The sequence below is a fragment of the Frigoribacterium faeni genome, assembly GCF_011761235.1.
Classification (GTDB): domain Bacteria; phylum Actinomycetota; class Actinomycetes; order Actinomycetales; family Microbacteriaceae; genus Frigoribacterium; species Frigoribacterium faeni_A.
In genome coordinates this window covers 663033-685323 of the sequence record NZ_JAAOYW010000002.1, presented here as the reverse complement: position 1 = coordinate 685323, position 22291 = coordinate 663033, and the positions used below count along the sequence as shown (strand labels likewise).

Below are 22291 nucleotides of genomic sequence, written 5' to 3'. Positions count from 1 at the left end.
GACGGGGGAGACGTGAACGACCTGGAGACCACGTGTGCGGCGCTGAAGGCGCCCACCATCGAGCTGATGAGCGCCACGATGCTGGCGCAGGGCAACGCGGGCGCGCTGGTGCGCGTGCAGGCCGCGGTCGAAGGGGTCCGTGCCGTGCTGGCCGAGGCGCCGTCGACGACGTCGTCCCCGGCGTTCGACGCCTGGGCCGCCTCCGCGCCGGCCGTGCTCGCCGAGATGGAGGCGGGGGTCGAGTCGCGTGACCCGCGTCGCGCCTGGCAGGCCTTCACCGACCCGGTGCGCGGCTTCGACCAGCTCGGCCAGGCGTGTGCGGGGATGCCGGGATGGTGAGCCCCTCGACCTCCCCCGACGAGGAGCGCAAGCGCCAGAACTGGCGCGACTACTTCGACCGCGGCGAGCGGTACGACGTGCCGTACCTGCCCGAGCGCTGGAACGCGATCGTCCGCCGCAACGTCGTCACGGCCGTCGTGATGATCGGCGCCGCCGTCCTGCTCGTGGCCCTGCTCTGGTGGTGGGGGCGCCTCGGCCCGTTCGTGCTCGGCAGCGTGCTGGCCCTCGTCATGGTCGTCTACGCCCTGACGGCGCTGCACACGCGGCACATGCTCATCGCCCACTCCGGCGGCGAGCCGGGCCTCGCCCTCGGGGTCTCGGACGAGGGGCTGCACACCCCCGTGCTCGGGACGCTGCCGTGGTCGGAGGTGATCGGCGTGTTCCTCGTCGACGAGAGCCGCAAGGTCGACGCGGTCCGCGCCCAGCGCGGGCTGCAGGGCGCCGCCGCGCGCTTCGCGGCGAAGAACGGCGCGGGCTCGGCGCACATCAACGTCGTGCTGCCGGACGGCAAGGAGGTGCGCCGGCGCATCGAGACGCGGTCCTGGCGGCGCATCGTCCAGACCTGGGCCCACCACGACGCCCCGATGTTCGGCGTCGTGTCGTTCACCCTCGACCAGGCGGTCGCACCGGCCGACATGACCCGCCTGGGCATGGCGATCATCGTGCAGGGCGAGCGTCACCCCCAGGTCGACGTGTCGCTGACGCGGGGCGCCTCGACCTTCGCGGAGTACATGATGCGCAAGTCGAACGTCTTCGACTACTCGAACGTCGACGGAGGGTCGGAGGGAGCGCCCTCGGGCCAGGCCGGGGGACAGTCCGGCGCCTGATCTGGACGGATCGTTCTGCCCGGCCGTAGGCTCCCCCTGACAGCATGACGATCCTTCGCTATGCTGCCGTGAGTTGTGTGCCTCGTTCAGGGGGGACACGGGGGCGACACCACCGGTTCGTCCCGTGTACACGAGCGTTCAGGAGGAAATGCCCATGGCCGATATCCGCGTCACGTCCGATTCACTGTCGGGCGTCTCGAACCAGCTCTCGTCGGGCTCGCAGTCGATCGAGTCCCAGCTGCAGAACCTCAAGTCCCTCGTCGACGGCCTCGTCGGCGGCGACTGGTCGGGTTCGGCGTCGCAGTCGTTCCAGGAGCTGTACTCGCAGTGGGACCAGTCGGCGATCCAGCTGAAGGAGAGCCTGCAGGGCATCAGCGAGCTGCTGAGCCAGGCCGCCCTGTCGTACGAGGAGTCCGAGAACTCCATCTCGGGCACGTTCCGCGGCTAGCAGACATCCGACGTCAGGGCTGCCCCCACGGGCAGCCCTGACGGCGTGGGGGGAGTGACATGGTCCAGTACCGGGTCAGGACAGAATCGCTGGGCGAGGTCGCGAACCTCCTCCAGTCGGTCGTGAGCACGTTCGACGCGCACGTCGCCGAGACGAACTCGGTGGTGCGCAGCGTCGTCGACTCGTCGTGGGAGGGCGAGGACGCCACGCTCTTCGACACCAACTGGCAGGAGTTCCAGGCCAGCGCCACGGCCCTCCGCACCGTGCTGGCCAGCCTCGCGACCCGCCTCCAGGCGGCCGAGGGCGGCTACGGCAGCACCGAGAGCGGCCTCAGCGGCGGGTTCTCCGAGAGCGCCGGGGCCATGGCCGTCCGGCCCGCCGCCGCGACCGCCGGCCTCAGCGAGGCCGTGCCCGCCGACCAGCCGTCGCCCCCCGCCGGGGAGGACGCCCGATGAGCGAGCAGCAGGCCGACACGACGACGCTGCAGCAGCTCGTCGACCAGATGCAGTCGCTCACCGAGTACTGCGACGCCCTCAAGCAGGGGGCGAGCACCTTCGCCTACATGCTGCCGAACGACTGGCAGGGGCCCGCGATGGCGGCGTTCCTCGGCAGCTTCGAGCAGTGGGCCGCCGGGGCCGAGGCGCTGAGGCAGGCGGCGACCTCGCTGCACGAGCAGGCCACCACCGCGCACACCGCCTACGAGACGGCCATCGAGCAGCTCGACTCGCAGTGGAACGACTTCAGGGGGCAGCTGCCGTGACCACCGTCAGGCTCAACGCGTTCGGGCTCGTCACCGACGGCAGCGAGATGTCGACCATCGCGTCCGACCTCGACGCCGCGTGGGCGAGCGTCTCCAGCCTCCTCTCCGGCTCCGCCGGCATGGCGGGCGACGACGAGCTCGCCGAGGACTGGAGCCCGGACTACGACGACTCCGCCAAGGGCTGCGCCCAGGGCGTGACCGCGATCTCCTCGTTCCTCCGTGGGTTCGAGGGCCTGCTGGCCGGCACCGGCGCCGCCTACAAGGAGGCGGAGCTCACGGGGGCAGGCAAGCCCGGCACCAGCGGCATCGAGATCCCCAGCGACACCACGCCGTACGCCACCGTGCCGCCGTCGGCGCTCGGGGCGAACCCCCTGCAGGGCGGTCTCGGCGAGCTCGCCGAACTGGTCGAGGGGGCCCTGTACGCCGTCGGCGTCGTGTTCCCCCGCGGCGACACGGGCAAGCTGCGAGCGGCCTCGGCGGCGTGGAGCACCTTCGCCGTCGACCTCGACGCCGCGAACGCTCGTCTGGGCAGCAGCCTCGTCGAGCTGGCGGCCGCCGACGTGCCGCAGAGCGGCGTCGCGCTCGAGGTGCGGACCGCCATCCAGAACCTCATGGGCGAATTCTCCGACGCCGCCGCCCGCAACTCCGGGGCCCTCTCCGACCTCGCGGACAACATCGACGCGACCTGGGCCGAGATCCGCAGCATGCTCGAGAGCCTCGCCATCGAGCTCGCGATCGACATCGGCATCTCGGTCGCCCTGTCGTTCGTCACCTTCGGCGTGGGCGCCCTGGCCGGGGCGGCCAAGGCCACGACGACCATCGCGCGCTGGGTCGTCAAGATCGCCGAGGTCATCCGCAAGCTCAGGCTGATCAACCGCATCCCGGCCGACAAGTTCCTCAAGGCGTCGAGCTTCCTCCGCAAGCTCGAGCACGGCCCCCTGCACTGGCGCTTCGGCGCCGAGGTGGTCAAGGGCACCATCAGCGGTGGCGCCTCCTCCGTCGTGGTCTCGGTGCGCGACGGTGAGAAGATCACGCCCGAGTCGTTGCTCGCCACCCTCGCCGGGGGTGTCGTCGGCGGCGTGGTGGGCGGCGGCGTGGGGGGCGGCTTCGCGGCCGCCTTCGGGCGTCGTGCCGGGCGCCACTCGGTCCCGCCGACGTTCTGGCGGGCCACGACGACCGACGCCGCCAAGGGCGCCGTCGAGGGCGCGGCCGGCGGCGTCGCGGGCGGCGGCACCGAGGCCGCCATCACGGGCGAGAAGTTCAACCCCGGTCTCGCCGCCCTGTTCGGCATGGGCGCCGGCTCGGCCATGGGGGGCGGCGGCCACATGGTCGGCGCCGCCATCGACGCACGCGGCGGCACGGGGCTCGGCTTCGACGCCGACGCGGCACTCGCCGGTCGCCCCGGCGAGAACGTCTCGCCGCAGTTCCTGGCCGACCGTCAGGCCCAGGCCGACAGCTTCACGGACCGTCCCGGTGATGGGTCCGAGGGCAGCGCATCGACCTCGTCGACCGAGTCGGGCGCCTCGAGCGCGTCGTCGTCGGCCGGCGACGTCCCCACGCCCGCGGGCGCCGGTCCGGGCACCGGCGGCGGGTCCGGGGTCGGTGGCGGCACCTCCGTGTCGACCCACACGGACGGACCGACACCGGCGGCCGTCGGCGGCGGCGGCGGCGCGGGCCACGCTGGAGGCGCCGGTCCCGTCCGCACGGACGTCGCCGACGTCGACACCGTGTCGCCCCTCGACACCGGCCCGTCCGCGGACGGCACGAACCACGCGGCATCGACCGACAGCACGACCCCGGAGCCGACCACCGGGGCGGAGTCCGGCTCTGCCGAGTCGTCGGCGTCCGACAGCTCGCCGTCGGACTCGACCTCGACCTCGGCGACGCCTGACGGGTCGACCACGCCTGACGGGTCGGCGACGCCTGACGGGTCGGCGACGCCTGACGGGTCCACCACGCCTGACGGGTCGGCGACGCCTGACGGGTCGGCGACGCCTGACGGGTCGACCACGCCTGACGGGTCGACCACGCCTGACGGGTCGACCACACCGGACTCTGCCGCCACGCCCGAGGCCGGCGCCACGCCCGACTCGACGCCTGAGGCCACCGTCGCCGAGACGCCGGCCGGGGAGGCGACCACCTCGGAAGCGGTCTCGTCCGACGCGGACGCGACCAGCGCCTCCTCGATCGACACGGACCTCGTGACCGCCGACCAGCTGGGCATCAGCCCGGAGTCGAACGGCGACGCCTCGGCCATCCCGTCGGACGCGCAGCTCGCGGACGTCCGTTCGGCCATCGACGCCGACGTCGCGGCGCACGCGGAGGCCGCGGCCGCCCACGCATCGCCCCAGGGCGACACCGTGGCGCCCTCGCCCGAGGCGACGGCGTCGCCGGACGCCTCGGCGTCGACGTCCCCCGAGTCCGCTCCCGACGGCAACCCCGCCGACGCGGCCTCGAGCACGCGGGACGACGCGACGCTCGGCGAGCACGCGACGTCGGACGAGGCGCACGCTGCAGGCACCCAGAGCAGCGCGACCTCGCAGGGAGAGAGCGTCATCGACGTGCCGCCGGCCACGGTCGGCGCGGCCTCGGCAGCGGGGGCAACGCTCCTCATGGCCAAGCCGACGATGCCCAGCGGGTCCAGTGCGCCGGTCACGGCCCGGGCGGGGGACAGCACCGTCGGCGTCGAGGGCACCGGCCGTGTGGACGCCAACTCCGATGGTCCGACACGGGGCGGGCACGACTCCGGTGGCACCTCGGCGATGCTCACTGGCGGGGACCCAGCCTCGTCTGCGTCACGCGTGCCCAACTACCCCGAGGCAGTCGTCGAGAGCGAAGCTCGCGCCTACCGTCGGGCGCTGGACGCCGAGCTCTCGAGGCACGGCCTCGATCGGCGGTCCTTCCGCCGTCTGGTCAGCAAGCCGATCCTCAAGCTCTCATCTCACGAGATGACGATGCTCATCGAGATCCGCAACTCATTGCCCGATCTGGGGCCGGGGTCGGTCGTGCAGAAGATCCTGCCTACGCCGACCTTGATGTCGAGCCTGTCGGGACCTGACGCGATCCAGAACGGTGTCGGGGGGTTCGTCGCCCGGTTCGCTCACATGACGGAGGCGTCGAACGGGCACTTCTTGACGCCGCGTCTCGTCTTCCAGAAGCTCGGTCTCGGCTATACGCCCGCGCGCGGGCAGACGACACCATTCAACATCGCTGAGGGTGAACGCTACGGCGTCCGGTTCGAGCTGGGACCGGAGGCTGACTTGGCAGGCAAGACCACGGACACCATGCAGCCCCTGCGTCTGCTCGATGATTGGCAGAGAGCTGCACCCGACGGGACGTGGGACAACCTCTCCATACGGGAGCGACGCGAGTTCGTCGACGCGCATCTCGACACGATCGCCGATCCCTCCGATCGCTACAACATGGGCAAGGCGCTCAAGTCCGAGGCCGTCGACCCCTTCCGGGGGAACGGCTGGGCGGGGCAGCGCGGTCACTACACACCCGAAGTGGCCATCTCGCGATACGAGAAGACTCCACCCTTGAACGAAGGTGCAGAGATCTGGCGGTACAAGTCCGATGGAACGCAAGAAGTGTTCGCAGTTCTGTCGGCCGGACGATGGATCCTGGTCTGAAGGCCGTCGTGCCCACCGGCGTCGTCGCGCTCGTCGGTGACGTCGTCGTCGCGAGGGCTGGTCGCATCAGACCGGACACGGTGCGAGGCGGTGCGGTGTCCCTTCACGACCCGCAGACCGGCACGACCGTCGTGCTGGCGGTCGACGAGGTCGCGATCGCCTCGACGGTGACCGTGGGCTGGCTCTTCGGACACGAGGTCACGGTGGCACCGGGGACGACGACCCGGTATCTCCTCGGCGGGCAGGCATGGGAAGGTCCGATGCCGCCGTTCGGAGTGCCTGCGATCGAGGACGATGGGTCGTTCCGGCTCGCGACCGACGATCTCGACGACCTCGTGGCAGTCCGCTCCGTGACGGACGTCCTCGTCGTCGACTCGGCGGACTCCTCGGTCACGGCGTCCGCATGGTCGACGTCCGAGGGCCATGGCGACCAGGTCCGGCCTCTCGCCTCGCTGGCTCCCGTCCCCGTCCCCGACGGGGAGCCGCGACCCGGTGTGCAGCGGGCCGACGGTTCCGTCGAGCCTCTGACCGACGGGACCGTGAGGACGTGGGTGCACGGTCTCGGGATGGTCGGTGGACGCGAGGTGGAGATCCTGGCCGAGCGGGGTCAGCGCGTGTGGGTGGCCTCTCGTCGGCCCCTCTCGCGTGACGACCGTCAGGTCAACGGCCGGTACTCGGACGGCGTCGGCAGCCGCTTCGTGAGCTGGGTGGACCAGGCCGAGGTGACGTCGCGCTCGATGCTGCGGCGCGAGTGGTCCGGTGTCGACGGAGCCCCCCTGCTGCAGGGTCGCTATGCGCGGGTCGCGGGGCTCTGGCGTGCCCTGCCGACCTCCGGGCTGGCCGACCTGGGCCCAGACGGACAGCGCCTCCTGCGGCCCGGGGTGACGGTGGTCGGGGGTGCGTTCCCTGTGCCTCTGGACGACGAGGACCACGCGTGGACCCTGACGACGGGGGGTCGTGCGGTGCCCGACGCCGAGGTCACCGATGTCGTGTCCGTGCGCACGACGGCGCAGGTGGCGGGCATCGAGGTCGAACTGGTGAGGCCGTGGGACCCGATGACGGACGGCGACGTGTTCCTCGTGGGCGGCGACGGCGTGCCCGGCGAACCGGTGCTGCTCTCCGACGGGTTCACGTTCCGGCCGAGGGTCGCGCTCGGAGGCGGCTGGGCTGCTCGGGTCCGGCGCGATCATCTCGAGGACGTGCGCACGACGGTCGTGGACGGGCCGTGACGCCGGCGCCGTCCGACGTCGCGACGTGCTGACAGAGGTGCGGGTCTCTGTTCGGACGACCGCGCGGGTGGCCGACCCAGAGGTCGAACTCGTGCGGCGTGACCACCTCGACGGTGTCGAGTCCACGGTGGTCACCGATGGGTGACCTGCCGTCCGGCATCCGACACGTCGACGGCAGCACCTTCGTGGGCTGGCGCGGAGGTCTGCTCGAGCTGGCGCTCGATCCTGAGCGGATCGCATCGGGTCTCGCGCTCGAAGGGCTGCGTCGGGATCGGACGGGTGCCTGGTGGCGGGGCATGGAGGTGGAGCTGGGACGGGACGCCGCAGGGACGGTGGTCGTCTCCGGCTACGGCTCGGACGCTCTCCGTCGCCGGGCCGGTGTCGTGACTCAGGACGAACGAAGCTCGTGGTTCGTCGCGCCGCTCGACGACCCGTCGGAGCTCGTGTCGTCCTGGACCACGACCGACACCGTCCTGGCCGGGACAGCGCATGTCGCCGGCGGCATCGTGCATCGAGGTCCTGAGCTGCGGAGGCTGCGCAGCTTCGAGCCGCACGGGAGCCGGACGGTCGGGGACGGCACCTCGATCGCCTTCGAGGACGACGGCGGCGGGGAGGTGGTCGTCGAGCCGGGGGATCGGCTGGGCTGGATCCAGAAGGGCGGCCTGCTCGACGGGCTGCCGGTCACGGTCTGGGCGGAGCGGGACGGCAGGTCGTGGGTGGTGGGCAACCGGGCTCCTCGTGATGCCCGGCGCGGCGCGAGGCCGATGGAGGTCTCGACCGACTGCTGGCCCCGGCGGCTCCGCGGATGGTGGTGCGATCCAGCTCGGGTCGAGGTGCTCTTCGCGTCGGAGCGCGCCTGGCAGGACCCCGTGCCGCCGTTCCTGCTGCAGGGCAGGTACGGGCGGGCTCTCGGACACGAACTGCACCTCACCGATCTTCCGCAGCGACCGGACACGGCCTCGCCTGTCGACGCGCCCTGGGGTCTGACCGACCTCACCACACCTGTTCCCGTCCTGGACGAGCCGTACTCGTTCGTGACCCCCTCCACAGGAGTGACGGTGCTCTCTGCCGAGCCCGAGACCCGTTCGCATCGAGTACTGCGGACATCGGGGCTCGTGGCGGGGCGACCTGTCGTCCTCGACGCGCCGTGGGCATCGATGGCATCCCGCCGGTCGACGGTCGTGAGAGGCGACGGACCCGTCCCCGAGGCCTGGACCACCGAGACCGGACGGCTGATCGAGCCGGCGGCCGACGAGCGCGGGTGGACGGCGCAGGTTCTCGTCGACGACCTCGTCGACGTGCGCACCGAGATGATCGGCTAGCGGCCTCGGGCCCCCAGCTCACGCCGAGGGCGTCGATGTCGTGCATGTCGGCGTCGATGTCGAGGTGCTCGAGCCGTGGCGGTCGGCCTGTCATCATCGAGGGGTGGTCGACTTCGTGAGCTCCCTGCCCGTGACGGGCGAGTGGGCGAAGAGCGGGGGCGAGTGGCAGAAGGCAAGCCTGCTGTTGCCTGACGGGTTGGTGGGCAACGAACTCTGGTTGGGGTCTGCGCCTCCGCGGGTGTCGGCGATGATCGATCAGGTCGACGAGGTCGTGTCGCGCGGCGTGCGCGGCTTCTATCGAGGTCTGGACGTCGCTGCGGACCCGGGGCCGCGAGGCCTGACTCGTCTCTGGACGGTGATCTCACGCGGAGACGACGCGTCCCTGGAGCGTGTCGGCGGGAGCCGGTGGGACCGGGACGAAGTGTCCATCGACGACGTCGATCTGGCCGAGGTCGCGGGGCTCCAGGTCGAGACGGTCAGATGGACCGCAGAGGGCGATGCCCGTCGTGATCTCGGCGTCTCCATCGTCGGAGCGTCCGGGGAGGTGCCCTTGGTGTCGGCGGTGGCGTTCCCGGCCGAGGGGTCTGGGGAGGCGGTCCTGCAGCCGGTGGAGGGCGAGCCGTTCCCTGTCCGTCCGGACGGGGAGGTCGTCCTCCGGCGTGGGGCGGCGTCGTACGAGGGCGCGTTCGTGGAGGCGTTGGCGTCGGCGGAGGGTCGGGTGCTGGTGACGAACCCGCGGATGTTCCGGGTGCGGGACGGTCGTCGTGGTGGCCGGTTGGCGGGGTCTCGGGGCATCTGTCGGTGGGTGAGGCCGGAGGAATTGTCGTCGTGGCGGTGGTTCGAGCGACGGGTGATGGCTCCGGGTGAACGGCAGTGGTTGCACGGGTCGTACGTGACGTGGCACGGTGTGCCGTTCCGGGTCGACGAGGAGGTCGCGGCGGGTGCGGGGATGGTGCGTCTCTTGTGTGACGGTCCGTGGTTGCCGCGAGTCGTGGACTGGTCGCCGACGCTCGGTGGTCTGGGTGCGATCGAGGTGCCGGAGTCGGAGGTCGTGCGATGGGGCTCGGCGGTCACGACGGCGACCCTCGCAGGCGAGCCCGTGACCCTGGTCGAGCCGCACCTCGACTGGCGGAACGGCGGGCTGGTCGTCGTCCAGGGCGTCGGGTCGATCCCGTCCGGACCTCGACCCGACGGCTACGGGGTCTCCGAGCGACTGCACGACGTCGGCGGAGGCGCCTGGCGAGGCGCAGCCCGGTACGGGGACCTGAAGCTCCTCACCACTGCCTTCGCCGATGCGTGATCCCGACTGGGCCCCCGCCGAGGCGCGCCGGCTGCGGCGAGGAAGGGCCACAGCGTGATCGTTCCCGCCTCCGAGTCGTGGGTGGTCCACGGCGAGAGCGTCCTCCCTGCCTCGGTGACCATGCCCGAGACGCTCCTGAGCCGGGAGGTCGTCGTCCTCCCGGAGGTCGGGTCGGATCAGGACCTGTTGCTGGAGCAGGTGTCCGAGGTCGGCCAGCGGAGGGTCCGTGCTCGGTGGAGAACGGTGCCTGTCGACGTCGTGGGTGTGGCGTCGCCTCCTGATGCCGGTCCGGGCGTGACCGTCTGGACGTCGCCCCGCCACGTCGAGCTGACGGGGAGGACGGATGCCGTCGTCCTCGACGAGGAACGCGCCGAGATACGAGACGTCTCCTCCCTCGATCTGGACGACGTCCGGGTCGAGACACATGTCTGGCGGGCAGCGACCGACGGCGCCGTGCCGTGCGGCCCGGTCGCCGTCGTCGGCGGGCAGGAGCGGCCGCTCGCGTCGTCCTTGGCGCGACCCGTCGTCGGACGGCCGGGCCTCTGGCTCCGAGCGCTCGACGGAGAGGACCTGGCGGCTGATCGGGTCGAGGCGCACCTCGACCGGCGCGCGGTCTTCCGAGATGAGCGAGCTGTCGTCGAGGTCCTGGCCGAACGGGCCGGTCTCTGGCTCGTCCGCAACCTCCGGGGTCACGGGAGCGTCGATGGGTCGAGACTCGCCGGCTCGGGGCGCTGCCGGTGGATCGAGGCGGTCGACGTGCCGGATGCGCCGCGGTACTCCGTCAGCGGCGGAGCCGTGCGCCGTGACCAGATCGCCGTGGGGTGCTACGTCACCTGGAGGGGCGTGCCGTTCCGTCTGGCTGCTGACCAGAGGAACGTTCGCGACGGCGTGCGCCTGCTCTGCGACACGGGTGACCTGCCAGCCGGCGCGAGGTGGCAGAACGACGTCGTGCGGGGCGGCACCGTCGACGCGCCGCGCGCAGAGGTCGAGGCCGTGGTGCGGGCTCGGACGCGGGCTCGGCTCTCCGGTGTGCCGGTCGAGGTCGTGACGCTGCGAACGGTCTGGGCAGCCGGCGACATGGTCAAGGTCGTGAGCGGACGTGAACTGCAGGGAGCCGTCTCCTCGACGAGCAGGCGGAGAACGGCCCTCCGGCGGCCGGACGGGACCTGGTCGGCGGAGGTTCCCTTCGACGAGCTCGACGACGTCGAGGTCGAGGTGCTCGAGCGGTGACGGGCCCTCGCGCACCGAGCCCGACGTCGGAGGACGAGCCCGCTCGGCGGCGGTCAGCACGTCGACCCTCGGGCGCCCGCGGCACCGCCGAGTGAACGAGGCACCGGCCACTGAGGCGGTGTCCGGTCCACTCGGCGGTGTCAGCACGTCGAGCCGCACGGGGCCGCGACGCCCCGGGCCGGTGCACCGACCCTCCTGTGCCATCCTGGTCGGGGCGATCGGCGAACCAGTGCCGCCGCCGCGGACGACCACGGAGGGGCTCGGATGATCCTGCAGAAAGCCGTCACGCCGCAGATGAGCGCGGCGTACCACGACCACGACCACGACCGGGTGGCCGGCTTCGTCGTCCCTTGGGGCGCCGTGGGCCACGCTCGCACCCCGCGCGAGCTGATCACGGCGCACGGCCTCGACTTCCCGGGGACCCCGTTCTCGGCGGACATGCCGCACATCGACGTGCTCCGCTTCGAGAGCACGGCGAACCTGCTGCTCGAGAAGGCGACCGGAGGGCCCGACCGGGCCACCCAGAACATCACGGGCGGGCCGTTCCTCGACCGGCCGCCGTTCCGCGGCGACGGCTTCGTCGCCGACCCCGAGCACATCATCCCCCTCTCGTGGCTGCCGCACCGCCGGGTGCCCTCGGGCGCCGAGCTGCACCGCATCTCGGCCGACGGCACCAGCACCTACCTGGCGTACTTCCACTCGGCCGCCTGGGGCTGGATCTACGCCGACGGCATCGAGCAGCAGCGCGTGCGCCAGCCGCGGCTCGTCAGCCGCTTCGTGGGCGGCCTCGCCCGCATGGACGACGGCGAGGTCTACATCGCCGACTTCGTCGACGGCGGGGCGCGCGTCGCCGCCGTGCGCCAGGACGAGGGCGCCGAGGCCGCCGGCTGGACGCCGACGACCCCCATGGTCTGGTCGCGCACCATCGACGTCGCCGACGTGCAGGAGTACTTCGAGCTCGACGTCCGCACCCGCTGGAACGGCCTCGGCTACCGCGTCACCGACGAGTACCCGAGCGCGGCCGGCATGCAGCTCAGCGGCACCTACAGCGACCACGACGCCGACCTCGCCGAGGCCCTGCAGCTGGTCAAGATCGACGCCGCCGTGTACGAGGGCGAGCTGCCGGGCCACCTGCTCGAGGAGGCGACCATCCGTCAGACGCAGCTGCCCGAGTGGCCGGCCCTCCCGCTGCCCTGACGACGGGGCCCGGGCCTCAGGCCCGGCGGGTCGGCCTGACCGACACCACCTCGGCCGTGGCGCCGTGCGGCAGGTCGACGACCAGCCGCACGGCGTCGGCCACCGACCCGGGCTCGAGGTAGAGAGCGGCGTCGTAGACGCCGCCCTCGCGCTCGACCAGCTCGTGCTGCATGTCGGTGTCGACGCGGCCCGGGTGCACCGAGCTGACGCGCACCCCGTGCGGGCGCTCCTCCTCGCGCAGCGAGTCGGTCAGCGCCCGCAGCGCGAACTTGCTCGCCGCGTACGTGCTGCCGCCCGGCCCGGCCGTGAAGCCCGAGCCGCTGTTGATCGCCACGACCGTGCCCTGCGCGGCCCGCAGCGCAGGCAGCAGCTGCCGGGTCAGCTCGGCCACCGCGAAGACGTTCACCTCGAAGACACGACGCCAGTCGTCGCGGCTCGTGCCCTCGACGGCGTCGCCGCCGATCACGCCGGCCGCGTGCACGACGACGTCGAGACGGTCGAGGGCGGGCGCCTCGAAGGGCGGCCCCGCGAGGTCCGCGACCCAGGGCGAGGCCGACGGGAGCGAGGCTGCCAGGGCGGCGACCGCCTCCTCGTCTCGGCCGTGCACCACGACGTGGTGCGTGCGCGACAGGTCGCGGGCGATCGCGAGGCCGATGCCACGGGTGGCTCCGGTGACGAGGGCGGTGGGGCGGGGTGCGTCGGTGCTCATCGCCCCAGTCTGCCGACGCCCGGCCCGCAGGCGCTCAGCCGCGGATGATCGGCAGCGGCCCGGTGAGCTGCGGCAGCTCGCGGTCGCTGAGCAGCCAGCGCTCGCCGGAGGCGGTGACCAAGAAGGCGAGCGGCCCCGGCCGGCAGACCACGAGGGCCCCGCCCGACTGCTGCTGCAGCACGCCGTCGAGGGCGCCGCCGAGGTCGCGGTCGTCCTCCGACCCGCTCGCCGACAGCACGGCGCAGCGGCCCTCGGCGCCCATCGCCGTGAGCAGACGGCGCACGCCCTCGGGGTCGCGCAGCTCGGGGGCCATCGGGTGGACGACGCCCATGTCGACCCACTCGACCGAGTCGAGCAGGGCGGCGAGGCGGTCGCGGCCGACGTCGTCGCCGTCGTCGGCGAGGCCGTGGACGACGTCGCGGGCGTCGGGCGCGGCGAAGGCCTCGAGCGCCGCGATCACGGGTGCGGGCAGCTGAGGCACGGCGGACTCCTTCGGGTGCGGATCACCCATCCTCCCACCTGGGGCGGCCCCGTGACTCCGCCGAGCGGCCGAGGGCTGCGAGGATGGGCCGGTGACCTCCTCCTCCGCCCCCGCGCTCGGACTGCTCCTCGACGTCGACGGGCCCATCGCCAGCCCCGTCAGCCGCAGCATCGCGCTGCCGCAGATCACCCGTGACCTCGTGGCCCTGGCGGCGGCCGGCATCCCGGTCGTGTTCAACACGGGCCGGTCGGACGCGTTCATCCGCGACGAGGTCGTCGGCCCGATGATCGCCGCCGGGCTGCCCGCGGGGGCCCGTGTGCACGGCATCTGCGAGAAGGGCGCGTCGTGGTTCTCGATCGGGCCCGAGCACGGCCCCGACGGCACGAGCGAGGTGCAGGTCGACTCCGCGCTGGCCATGCCCGCCGACTTCGCCGCCGAGATGGACGCCCTCGTCACGGCCGAGTTCGCCGACCTCGTCTTCTTCGACCACACCAAGCGCGCCATGGTCTCGATCGAGCAGCTCACGAGCGTCGACTCGGCCACCTACCTGGCCCGCCAGCGCGACTTCGACGAGAAGGCGATGGAGGCGCTGGTCCGGCGAGGCGCCGGCGTGCGGCGACTCGACGACGAGCGTCCCGACGCCCGGGGCGAGGTGCAGTGGCGCGTCGACCCGACGATCATCTCGACCGACATCGAGTCGGTCCGCCTCGGCAAGGACCTCGGCGCCGAGCGCGCCCTCGAGCTGCTCGCCGAGGACGGCGAGCTGCCGCTCGCCTGGCGCACGGTGGGCGACTCGCGCAGCGACTACGCCATGGCCGACTGGCTGCACGCGGCCGGCCACGACGTGGCCCACGTCGACGTGCGCCCGGCCGACGGCGTGCCGTCGACCCCGTACCCGGTGCTGACGAGCGGGTCGGGGCTGATCCACGACGACGCGGGGGCCGAGTTCCTGGCGCGCTGGGTGCGCGACGTGGGCGCCTGAGCCGACCCGCGCCTCCTGCGCCGTCGCACGCGTCGTTGCAGTCCGCGCAGTCCGCGCCGCCCTCGCCGCGTCGTCGGCGGGGCGCGCACGCGGGTGAGCCTGGGCATCGAGGGTGAGTCTGTCCCTCGCCCGGGTGACACGACGGGCGATACCTCCGGGTATGAGCCCGCCAACCGTGCGGGCTCCGGCGAGCGTGTGACCCGGAGGAGGGGTACGACCCCCCGAACGGGGGCCGGGTCGCCGCCGAACGACGTTGTACTGTTCTCATCAGTCGCCGAACGGTCCCCCGAAAGGCCCACACGGCGACCGCACCACCCGCCGCCCGGCCACCCACCGGGCGCACCCGACAGGCCCGTCCTCCCCCAGGACGCGCCACGGAGGCACCCACCTCCGCACCACCGCCGTCGCCGGCTCACACCCAGGCCGTCGACTGCACCCCTCGTCGCCATCGCTGCCGACGCCCTCCCCGGACGTCTGCAGGCGGCACCCGCTCCTCTCTGCCGTCCGGGTTCTCCGTAGCCCCGAACCAGGAGAGAAGTACCCGCATGTCCCGAACCATGCGCGACGCTCCGCTGTCCCCGGAAACGGGGTCGGCCACCGCGTCGTCCTCCGCCGACCGCCCCGCGGTCGGCACCGCCGCCCTCGTCGTCGACGAGCGGCCCGACATCGCGACGCCCGTCGACCTGAGGCACCTAGCACCCTCCGGGTCGGTCGGTCAGCGTCGTAGGCCGGCGCCCGCTCCTCGACCGCGGGCCGACCACGTCACCGTGGCGGCCCGCCCCGAGGGCGGCCGGGCGCACAGCCCCGTCATGGTGCTGCTCGTGCTCATCGCCACGCTCGGCATCCTGCTCTACGCGCAGTTCCTGCTGAACCCGGGCAACCGGGGCGACATCCTGCCGTACACGATGATCATCGTCGCCGAGGCGATCCTCGTCGTGCAGACGCTCTTCGCGATGTGGACGATCCTCTCGGGCGGCCAGGACCCCCGCGACTTCGACTTCCACGCGACGCAGGACACCCTGTACGACGAGGCCGAGATCGACCGCCTCGGCCTGCGCGGCACGCCCCACCTGTGGCCGATGCGCGTCGCCGGCGAGCGGATCGTCGCCGACGTGTTCATCACCGTCTACGGCGAGGAGCTCGCCAAGATCGCGACGACCGTCCAGGCCGCGCTGGCCCTGAAGGGCGAGCACCGCACCTGGGTGCTCGACGACGGCCGCAGCGACGAGGTCAGGGACCTCGCCGCGCAGCTCGGCGCGCGCTACATCCGTCGCCTCAGCAGCAACGGGGCGAAGGCCGGCAACGTGAACCACGCGCTCGCCATCGCGAAGGGCGACTTCTTCGCCATCTTCGACGCCGACTTCGTGCCCGAGACGGACTTCCTGTTCGAGACGGTGCCGTTCTTCGTCGACGAGAAGGTCGCCTTCGTGCAGACCCCCCAGACCTACGGCAACCTGACGAGCCTCGTCAGCCGCGGCGCGGGCTACATGCAGACGGTCTTCTACCGGTTCATCCAGCCCGGCCGGAACCGCTTCAACGCGGCCTTCTGCGTCGGCACGAACGTGATCTTCCGGCGCAGCGCGATCGACGAGATCGGCGGCATCGACACCGACTCGAAGTCGGAGGACGTCTGGACGAGCCTGCACCTGCACGAGGCCGGCTGGAAGTCGATCTACATCCCGATGACGCTCGCCGTGGGCGACGCCCCCGAGACCATCGAGGCGTACAGCAAGCAGCAGCTGCGCTGGGCGACCGGCGGCTTCGAGATCCTGTTCCGCCACAACCCGCTGAGCCCGCGTCGCACCCTGACGATGGACCAGCGCCTGCAGTACTTCGTCACCGCGACGAACTACCTGACGGGCATCGCGCCCCTGCTGCTGCTCATGGTGCCGCCGATGGAGATCTTCTTCGACCTGCGCCCCATGAACCTGCACATCTCGGTGCTGCAGTGGTTCCTCTTCTACGCCGGCTTCTACCTGATGCAGATCGTGCTGGCGTTCTACACGCTCGGCTCGTTCCGCTGGGAGGTGCTGATGCTCGCGACCGTGTCGTTCCCGATCTACGTCAAGGCCCTGTGGAACGTCATCAGCGGCAAGGACGAGGCGTGGAGCGTCACCGGCCGCAAGGGCACGGTGTCGTCGCCGTTCAACTTCATCATCCCGCAGGTGCTGTTCTGGCTGTTCCTCACCCTCACGTCGTGCGTCGCGATCGTCCGCGACGCCGACAACGGCGTGCTCACGCTGGCGACGGTGTGGAACCTGCTCAACACGTTCATCCTCTCGGCGTTCCTCGTCGCCGCCTGGCGCGAGGGCCGCACGCTCAAGCGCTTCGCCCGTGCCGAGCAGCGCGGCGAGTTGGCCGAGGCCCCCGTGGTGCTCACGGCCCCGCTCGGCTCGGAGCCCGCGTCGCGGCGCACCCAGGTCTCGCGCCCGGCTCCGCGCAGCGGCGAGGAGATCCTCGCCCTGCAGCGGGCCGACGAGGCCGAGCAGGCGGCGGCCAGGGAGGCGGACCTCGCGACCGCGCACCGCCTCGCCGACCGCACCCCCACCGACGACCCCGAGCAGGCCGCGCGCGACGCGTCCCGGGTCGCCGAGCTCGCGGCGTCCCGCGCGCTGGCCCACGGCCGCCGGGCCGCGGCCACGCCCGCCGACGACCGCACCACCGACGACGGCGTCACCGCCGACCAGCAGGAGAGGGTCACGTCATGACCTGGATGAACAGACTCAAGATGACCGTCGGCATGCTCGTCGTGCTGGTGCTCGTCGCCGGCTTCACGATGATCTTCACGCAGCGCCAGCAGCAGGTGAACAGCACCAGCGCCACCATCGCGGCGCAGGAGTACTCGGTCGGCACCGACTACAGCGGCACCATCACCCGCTCGTACGTCGAGAACGGCGACCAGGTGAAGGAGGGCGACACGCTCTTCGAGGTGCAGAGCCTCTCGCTGCTGCAGGACCTGCAGACCGGCCTCGTGACCGCCGACACCGCGACCTACTCGGTCGCCGAGGACGGCACCATGACGCTCAAGGCCGCCGTCGACGGCACCGTCGCCGACGTCGACCTCAAGGAGGGCAGCTTCGTCCAGGCGGGCGGCTCGCTCGCCACGATCGACAAGACCGGCACCCTCTTCGTCGCCGCCGACTTCGTGCTGACGCCGCGTGACTACGAGCGCATCGACTCGGGCGCCGCCGTCGACCTCATGCTGCCCAACCAGACCACGATCGCCGGCAAGGTCGGCATCGTGAGCGTCGAGACCAAGGACGGCGACGCCGAGACGACGCTGCAGGTCTCGAGCGACCAGCTCGTCGAGGGCGCCTACAACGGCCTCGTCACGCCGGGCACGCCGATCCAGGCGAAGCTGCACCTGCGGGACGACGGGGTGCTCGCCGGCCCCGTCGACACCGTCACCGACTTCCTGCGTCAGATCGGGGTCTGATCATCGCCGACGCAGGAGAACAGACGACGGGTCGTCGTCGTGGGCTGGGTCGTTCGGGACCCTCGACCGACGCCGCGACCACCCGTCACGCCGAGGAGGCGCGGGTCGACACCCGACGCGCGCCGCGCCTCCTCGGCACCCCCTCGCGCCCCGTGGGGCGGCTGCTCGCGGCCGTCGCGCTCGTGACCGCCGGAGGGCTCGTGCTCGCCGGCTGCACCGGCGACGACGGCTCGGCCGGCCCCGACGGCGGCAGCACCGAGGGCCGCACGACCGCCTCGGGCGACGTGCTGCCCGCCTCGCAGGTCGACCCCCTCGTGGCCGCGCTGCCGCAGGAGTCGGTCGCCGAGGTGCCGACCATGCGCCTCGCCGACGGCCTCGTGCCGCCGACCAACCGCTGGTTCTCGGGCCTGGTCTTCGGCGACGAGCCGATGCCGGTGTTCCCCCTGCCGATCTCGTTCCAGGCCACCGACGACGGCTTCGCGGCGGGCCAGCCCGCACCGGTGCCGTCGGCCACCGCGATCGTCGGCCCGGCGCTCGCCGACGTCTCGGTCGACCTCGGCTCGGGCGACTTCGTGGTCAGCGGCTACGACGACGTCTCGGTCACCCTCGAGCACCGCGACGGCGACGCCGTGCTCGGCCACACGACGATCGCCGAGGGCTCGCCCACGGTGTCGTACACCGCGGCGTCGGCGCAGACCGACGCGCTCGCCGTGCTCGGCGACGGCGTGCTCCGCGCCGCCGGCGACGGCCGGGCGACCGTCACGGTCGGCGACGCCACGTGGGGCGTGGTCGTCACGGGCGGCTCGCTCGACACGGGCGCCCCCTCGGTCTCGCTCGACGAGGGCGGCTCGGTCGTGCTCGTGTCGGTGCCGGCCGGCGCCTCCGCCGACCAGACGACGCAGGTGCTCGACGCGGCCGCCTCGCCGCTCACGGGCGTCACGACGACGTACGGCACCACCGGCAGCGGCGACCAGCAGGTGCAGACCACCGAGCTCGGCTACGTGACCGCCGCGGGCGGCGACGCCCTCGTCGTCGCGGCGCCGCACCAGGGCGACTCCGGCCCCGCGGCCGGCGGCACCGACACCGGCCTCGGCTACCCGACCGTCTACGGCACGGTGCCCCTCTCGATCGGCACCGGCCTGTCGTTCGGGGCGCCCACCACGACGGCGTCGACGTCGCTCGACCTGAGCGGGCTGACCGACGCCGAGCGCGCCTCCGTCCGCGACCAGCTCGAGATCGACGTCAGCCTCACGCCGACCTTCGCCGCCGACACCTACTACGGCGGCAAGGCGCTCTACCGCGCCGCGATGCTCTACCAGCTCGCCGTGCAGCTCGACGACCAACAGGTCGCGGCCGAGCTGAAGGAGCGGATCGTCGACGAGCTCGACCTCTGGACCGAGCCCGACGGCTGCGAGTCGCGCGGGCAGGAGTGCTTCGTCTACGACCCTGCGGTCAAGGGAGTCGTCGGCAAGGCGGCGTCGTTCGGCTCGGACGAGTTCAACGACCACTACTTCCACTACGGCTACTTCCTCTACGCCGCGGGCGTGATGGCCGCGGACGACCCCTCGCTCGCCGAGGGCTGGCAGCCGGTCATGGACCTGCTGGCCGCCGACATCGCGTCGGGCTCGCAGAACGGCTCGTTCCCCGACCGCCGCGCCTTCGACCCGTTCTGGTCGCACAGCTGGGCCAGCGGCTACTCGCCGTTCGCCGACGGCAACAACCAGGAGTCGTCGTCGGAGGCGGTGGGCGCCTACGCGGGCCTGTCGCTCTGGGCGTCCGCCACGGGGGACGACGCGCTCGGCGCCGAGGCCGCCTGGATGCTCAGCGCCGAGTCGCAGGCGGCCCTCGCCTACTTCGTCGCGCCCGACCTGAGCGACCCGGTGTTCCAGGGGAAGGACGGCACGGCCACGTTCGACCACCGCGTCGTCTCGCTCAACTGGGGCGGCAAGCGCGACTACGCGACCTGGTTCTCGGCCGAGCCGTCGGCCATCGCGGGCATCCAGCTGATCCCGCTGAGCCCGACGTCGGTCGACTACCTGACCGCCGAGGCCGCAGGAGGCGCGGAGCAGGTCGACGCGTTCGTCGCCGAGGCAGCCCCCGACGGCTTCGACGGGCCGCTCGCCGACTACGTGCTGATGTACTCGGCGCTGGCCGGGGCGGACGCGGCCGCCGACGCGCTGGACACGCTCGCCGCGCTGCCCGACACCGGCATCGACGACGGCAACTCGCGGTCGTACGCGATGGCGTGGATCCTGGCGGCGGGGGCTCGGGGGTAGGGCGCCGGGCGCGGGTCAGTCGACGACGCGCGTGCGGTCGACGAGCTGCGTGACGGCGCCGTCGTCGCCGACGGCGACCAGGGTGCCGCCCCAGAACTGCAGGTCGCTGACGTCGGCGTCACCCGCGGCGAGGCGCCAGAGCTCGCGTCCGTCGGCGAGGTCGTGGGCGACGACCGACCCGGCGACCAGGTCGCCGTCGGAGTCGTGTCGGGCGGGCGTCGCCAGGTAGAGCACGGTGCGCGACACGGCCACGGGCGACGCCTCGACGGGAGCCCACACCCGTGCCCGCTCGCTGCCGGTGAGGGCGTCGAGCACGAGCAGCGCCCGCTCGTCGGCGGCCGTGTCTGAGCCGACCCGCCCCGAGCCGCGGGCGCCCGGGCGGGGGATCGGGGTGCGCAGCAGCACGACGTCGTCGCCCTGCCCCGCCGTGCTCGGCCCGGTGAGCGGGATGCCGCCGAGGTCGGGGTCGTTCGTCACCGTCCAGCGGTCGGCGCCCGTCTCGCGGTCGACGCAGGTCGAGGAGGCGCGCTCCCAGAACAGGACGCACCCGCCCGACACCACCGGCGGGCTGCCGCCCTCGTTCGCCCGGCGCCACGCCTCGCCGCCGGCGAGCCGGAACGCGGCGGTCTCGGTGGGGGTGTCGGCCCGGCCGTCGTCCTGCAGCTCGACGAGGACGAGGTCGCCGTCGACCGTCGGGACGGCGTCGCGGCTCAGCGGCACGACCCACTGCAGCACGCTCCGGGCCGGCGGGTCGAACAGCGTGACGATGCCGTCGAGCACGACGAGCACCCGGTCGCCGACGAGGGCGGCCTGCCCGTCGACCCCGAGGTCGGTCTGCCAGGTCGCCCGCGACAGGTCGTCGCGCGCCAGCGTCGTGACCTGCGCCCGGGACGGGCCGTCGACGAAGCTCTGACCCCGGTCGCCGCCGCCGCCCGTGCGGGTCTCGACGAGCACCTGCCGGTCGTCGGCGTCGAGCACGACGACCGGGCCGTCGGCCAGCGTGCGCCGCTCGGCCACCACGCCGGTCTCGAGGTCGACCCGGGCGACCGTCGCGCTGTCCGAGCCGTCGTCGACGCCTCCGCGGACCCCGACGACGGCCGTCGACCCGTCGTCGGCGACCCACGCGCCGAGTCCGGCCGACGAGACGACGTCGCTCACGTCGGAGGTCGGGATGCTCCACCGCACCGTGCCCGAGCGGGGATCGACCCGGACGAGCCGGTCGCCGCTCGCGTCCGGGTCGGGCTGGGCGTCCGGGTCGGCGCAGCTCGTCGCGGCGGTCCCGGCCGGCGTCGTCGCGGCGACGAGGACGTCGTCCGCCACGGACGCGAGCACCCGCAGGTCGACGCAGCCGGGCCTGGCCCCGGCGATCCCGAGGTCGGCCGGCTCGATGCGCCAGCCCGCGGCCTCGGGCAGGTTCCGCAGCTCGTCGACGACGAGCCCGTCCGCGGGGGAGCCCCCCGGGTAGACCGGCTGCGAGGCCAGCCCTGCAGCCACGACCAGCGCGGCCGCGACGAGGCCGGCCGCGGCGACGGTGCCCAGCCGCCGAGCCGAGGAGGCGCGGTGCCAGCGGGCCTGCAGGCCGCCTCCTCGTCGCCCCGGCCGGGCGCGCCCGGGGTCGGTGCCGTCGTCGTCGGTCACGGTGCTCGTCCCCCTCCGCGTGCGTCCGTCGATGGTACGGGCGGCGCCTCCGGCCCCGCTGCGACGGCGGTGCCTGCCCCGCCTCCTGCCAGGCCGTCGCCGGTAGGCTGGCCCGGCCCGTCGCCCCGGAAGGACGCCGTCATCGAAGCCCTGGTCATCTCGATCCTCGCCGTCGCGGCGGTCGTCCTCATCGTGATGCAGGTCCTGTACCGGCGTCGGGTCATGCGGCGCCGCGAGGCCGCCGGGCAGGACCCGGTCGGTCGAGGCACCTACGTCGTCTTCGCGGTGACGGCCGCGTTCTTCCTCTTCGCGGTGTTCGTCTTCCCGCTGCTCGTCCGCGGGGGCTGAGGGGCACCTCCTCGGCCCGGTCCCTCTTCTTCCCCTCCCTCCGGATGCCGACTGGTCAGTTCCGGTCGTCGGGGGCCCGGTGGTGGACCGTTCCCGACCACTCGTGGGGCACCTCCTCGTTCCCCACCCTCCTGCCC

The 22291-nt window shown here is 73.0% G+C and carries 19 protein-coding genes; 16 read left to right on the top strand and 3 right to left on the bottom strand.

Annotated elements, in window-relative coordinates:
* Positions 1-12: 12 nt before the first annotated feature.
* The 11 genes from FHR78_RS09735 (at position 13) to FHR78_RS09685 (ending at position 12284) form a co-directional block, all read left to right on the top strand.
* Positions 13-339, top strand: a complete 327-nt coding sequence (locus FHR78_RS09735; protein ID WP_166760297.1) for a hypothetical protein — start codon at positions 13-15, stop codon at positions 337-339.
* Positions 333-1166 (top strand): PRA1 family protein, encoded by an 834-nt coding sequence (locus FHR78_RS09730; protein ID WP_166760296.1) that lies wholly within the window; start codon positions 333-335, stop codon positions 1164-1166. Before FHR78_RS09735 ends, FHR78_RS09730 begins: the two co-directional genes overlap by 7 nt.
* A gap of 154 nt (positions 1167-1320) precedes the next feature.
* Positions 1321-1614, top strand: a complete 294-nt coding sequence (locus tag FHR78_RS09725; RefSeq protein ID WP_166760295.1) for a WXG100 family type VII secretion target — start codon at positions 1321-1323, stop codon at positions 1612-1614.
* 59 nt (positions 1615-1673) lie between these two features.
* Complete coding sequence (locus FHR78_RS09720; RefSeq protein ID WP_166760294.1) at positions 1674-2069, top strand: WXG100 family type VII secretion target; 396 nt, start codon at positions 1674-1676, stop codon at positions 2067-2069.
* Entirely contained in the window at positions 2066-2374 is a 309-nt protein-coding gene (locus FHR78_RS09715) for a WXG100 family type VII secretion target (RefSeq protein WP_166760293.1), read from the top strand. The genes FHR78_RS09720 and FHR78_RS09715 overlap by 4 nt, the downstream gene beginning before the upstream one ends.
* Positions 2371-6006: a hypothetical protein gene (locus tag FHR78_RS09710; protein WP_166760292.1), complete on the top strand. Its 3636-nt coding sequence runs from the start codon at positions 2371-2373 to the stop codon at positions 6004-6006. Before FHR78_RS09715 ends, FHR78_RS09710 begins: the two co-directional genes overlap by 4 nt.
* Positions 6007-6572: 566 nt before the next feature.
* The gene (locus tag FHR78_RS09705) at positions 6573-7235 is read left to right on the top strand and encodes a hypothetical protein (protein ID WP_166760291.1); all 663 of its coding nucleotides are present in this window, start codon (positions 6573-6575) and stop codon (positions 7233-7235) included.
* A gap of 137 nt (positions 7236-7372) precedes the next feature.
* Positions 7373-8557: a hypothetical protein gene (locus tag FHR78_RS09700; protein WP_166760290.1), complete on the top strand. Its 1185-nt coding sequence runs from the start codon at positions 7373-7375 to the stop codon at positions 8555-8557.
* A 103-nt stretch (positions 8558-8660) separates the two neighbouring features.
* Positions 8661-9857 carry a hypothetical protein gene (locus FHR78_RS09695; RefSeq protein ID WP_166760289.1) on the top strand — a complete coding sequence of 399 codons (1197 nt, stop codon included), beginning with the start codon at positions 8661-8663 and terminating at the stop codon, positions 9855-9857.
* A gap of 54 nt (positions 9858-9911) precedes the next feature.
* Positions 9912-11087, top strand: a complete 1176-nt coding sequence (locus tag FHR78_RS09690) for a hypothetical protein (RefSeq protein WP_166760288.1) — start codon at positions 9912-9914, stop codon at positions 11085-11087.
* Positions 11088-11351: 264 nt separating this feature from the next.
* Positions 11352-12284 (top strand): hypothetical protein, encoded by a 933-nt coding sequence (locus FHR78_RS09685; RefSeq protein ID WP_166760287.1) that lies wholly within the window; start codon positions 11352-11354, stop codon positions 12282-12284.
* A gap of 16 nt (positions 12285-12300) precedes the next feature.
* Here the strand turns inward: FHR78_RS09685 and FHR78_RS09680 are convergent, their stop codons facing one another.
* Positions 12301-12993, bottom strand: a complete 693-nt coding sequence (locus FHR78_RS09680) for an SDR family oxidoreductase (RefSeq protein WP_166760286.1) — start codon at positions 12991-12993, stop codon at positions 12301-12303.
* Positions 12994-13027: 34 nt separating this feature from the next.
* Positions 13028-13474 (bottom strand): hypothetical protein, encoded by a 447-nt coding sequence (locus FHR78_RS09675; RefSeq protein WP_166760285.1) that lies wholly within the window; start codon positions 13472-13474, stop codon positions 13028-13030.
* Between the two features lie 91 nt (positions 13475-13565).
* Between FHR78_RS09675 and FHR78_RS09670 the strand changes: the two genes are divergently transcribed.
* From FHR78_RS09670 to FHR78_RS09655, 4 genes are all read left to right on the top strand, one after another.
* A complete protein-coding gene (locus tag FHR78_RS09670) occupies positions 13566-14456 on the top strand; it encodes a hypothetical protein (RefSeq protein ID WP_166760284.1) in 891 nt (296 codons plus the stop codon).
* A 545-nt stretch (positions 14457-15001) separates the two neighbouring features.
* Positions 15002-17164, top strand: coding sequence for a glycosyltransferase family 2 protein (locus FHR78_RS09665; protein WP_243862276.1), 2163 nt, complete (start codon positions 15002-15004; stop codon positions 17162-17164).
* Complete coding sequence (locus FHR78_RS09660) at positions 17161-17892, top strand: HlyD family efflux transporter periplasmic adaptor subunit (RefSeq protein WP_166760283.1); 732 nt, start codon at positions 17161-17163, stop codon at positions 17890-17892. The genes FHR78_RS09665 and FHR78_RS09660 overlap by 4 nt, the downstream gene beginning before the upstream one ends.
* 182 nt (positions 17893-18074) lie before the next feature.
* Entirely contained in the window at positions 18075-20168 is a 2094-nt protein-coding gene (locus FHR78_RS09655) for a glycosyl hydrolase (protein ID WP_166760282.1), read from the top strand.
* Between the two features lie 15 nt (positions 20169-20183).
* On the opposite strand, the gene FHR78_RS09650 is transcribed toward FHR78_RS09655, so the two are convergent.
* Entirely contained in the window at positions 20184-21806 is a 1623-nt protein-coding gene (locus tag FHR78_RS09650) for a PQQ-like beta-propeller repeat protein (protein WP_166760281.1), read from the bottom strand.
* A gap of 69 nt (positions 21807-21875) precedes the next feature.
* Here FHR78_RS09650 and FHR78_RS09645 point away from each other — a divergent pair, with 69 nt between their 5' ends.
* Positions 21876-22154, top strand: a complete 279-nt coding sequence (locus tag FHR78_RS09645; RefSeq protein ID WP_166760280.1) for a hypothetical protein — start codon at positions 21876-21878, stop codon at positions 22152-22154.
* Positions 22155-22291: the final 137 nt, after the last annotated feature.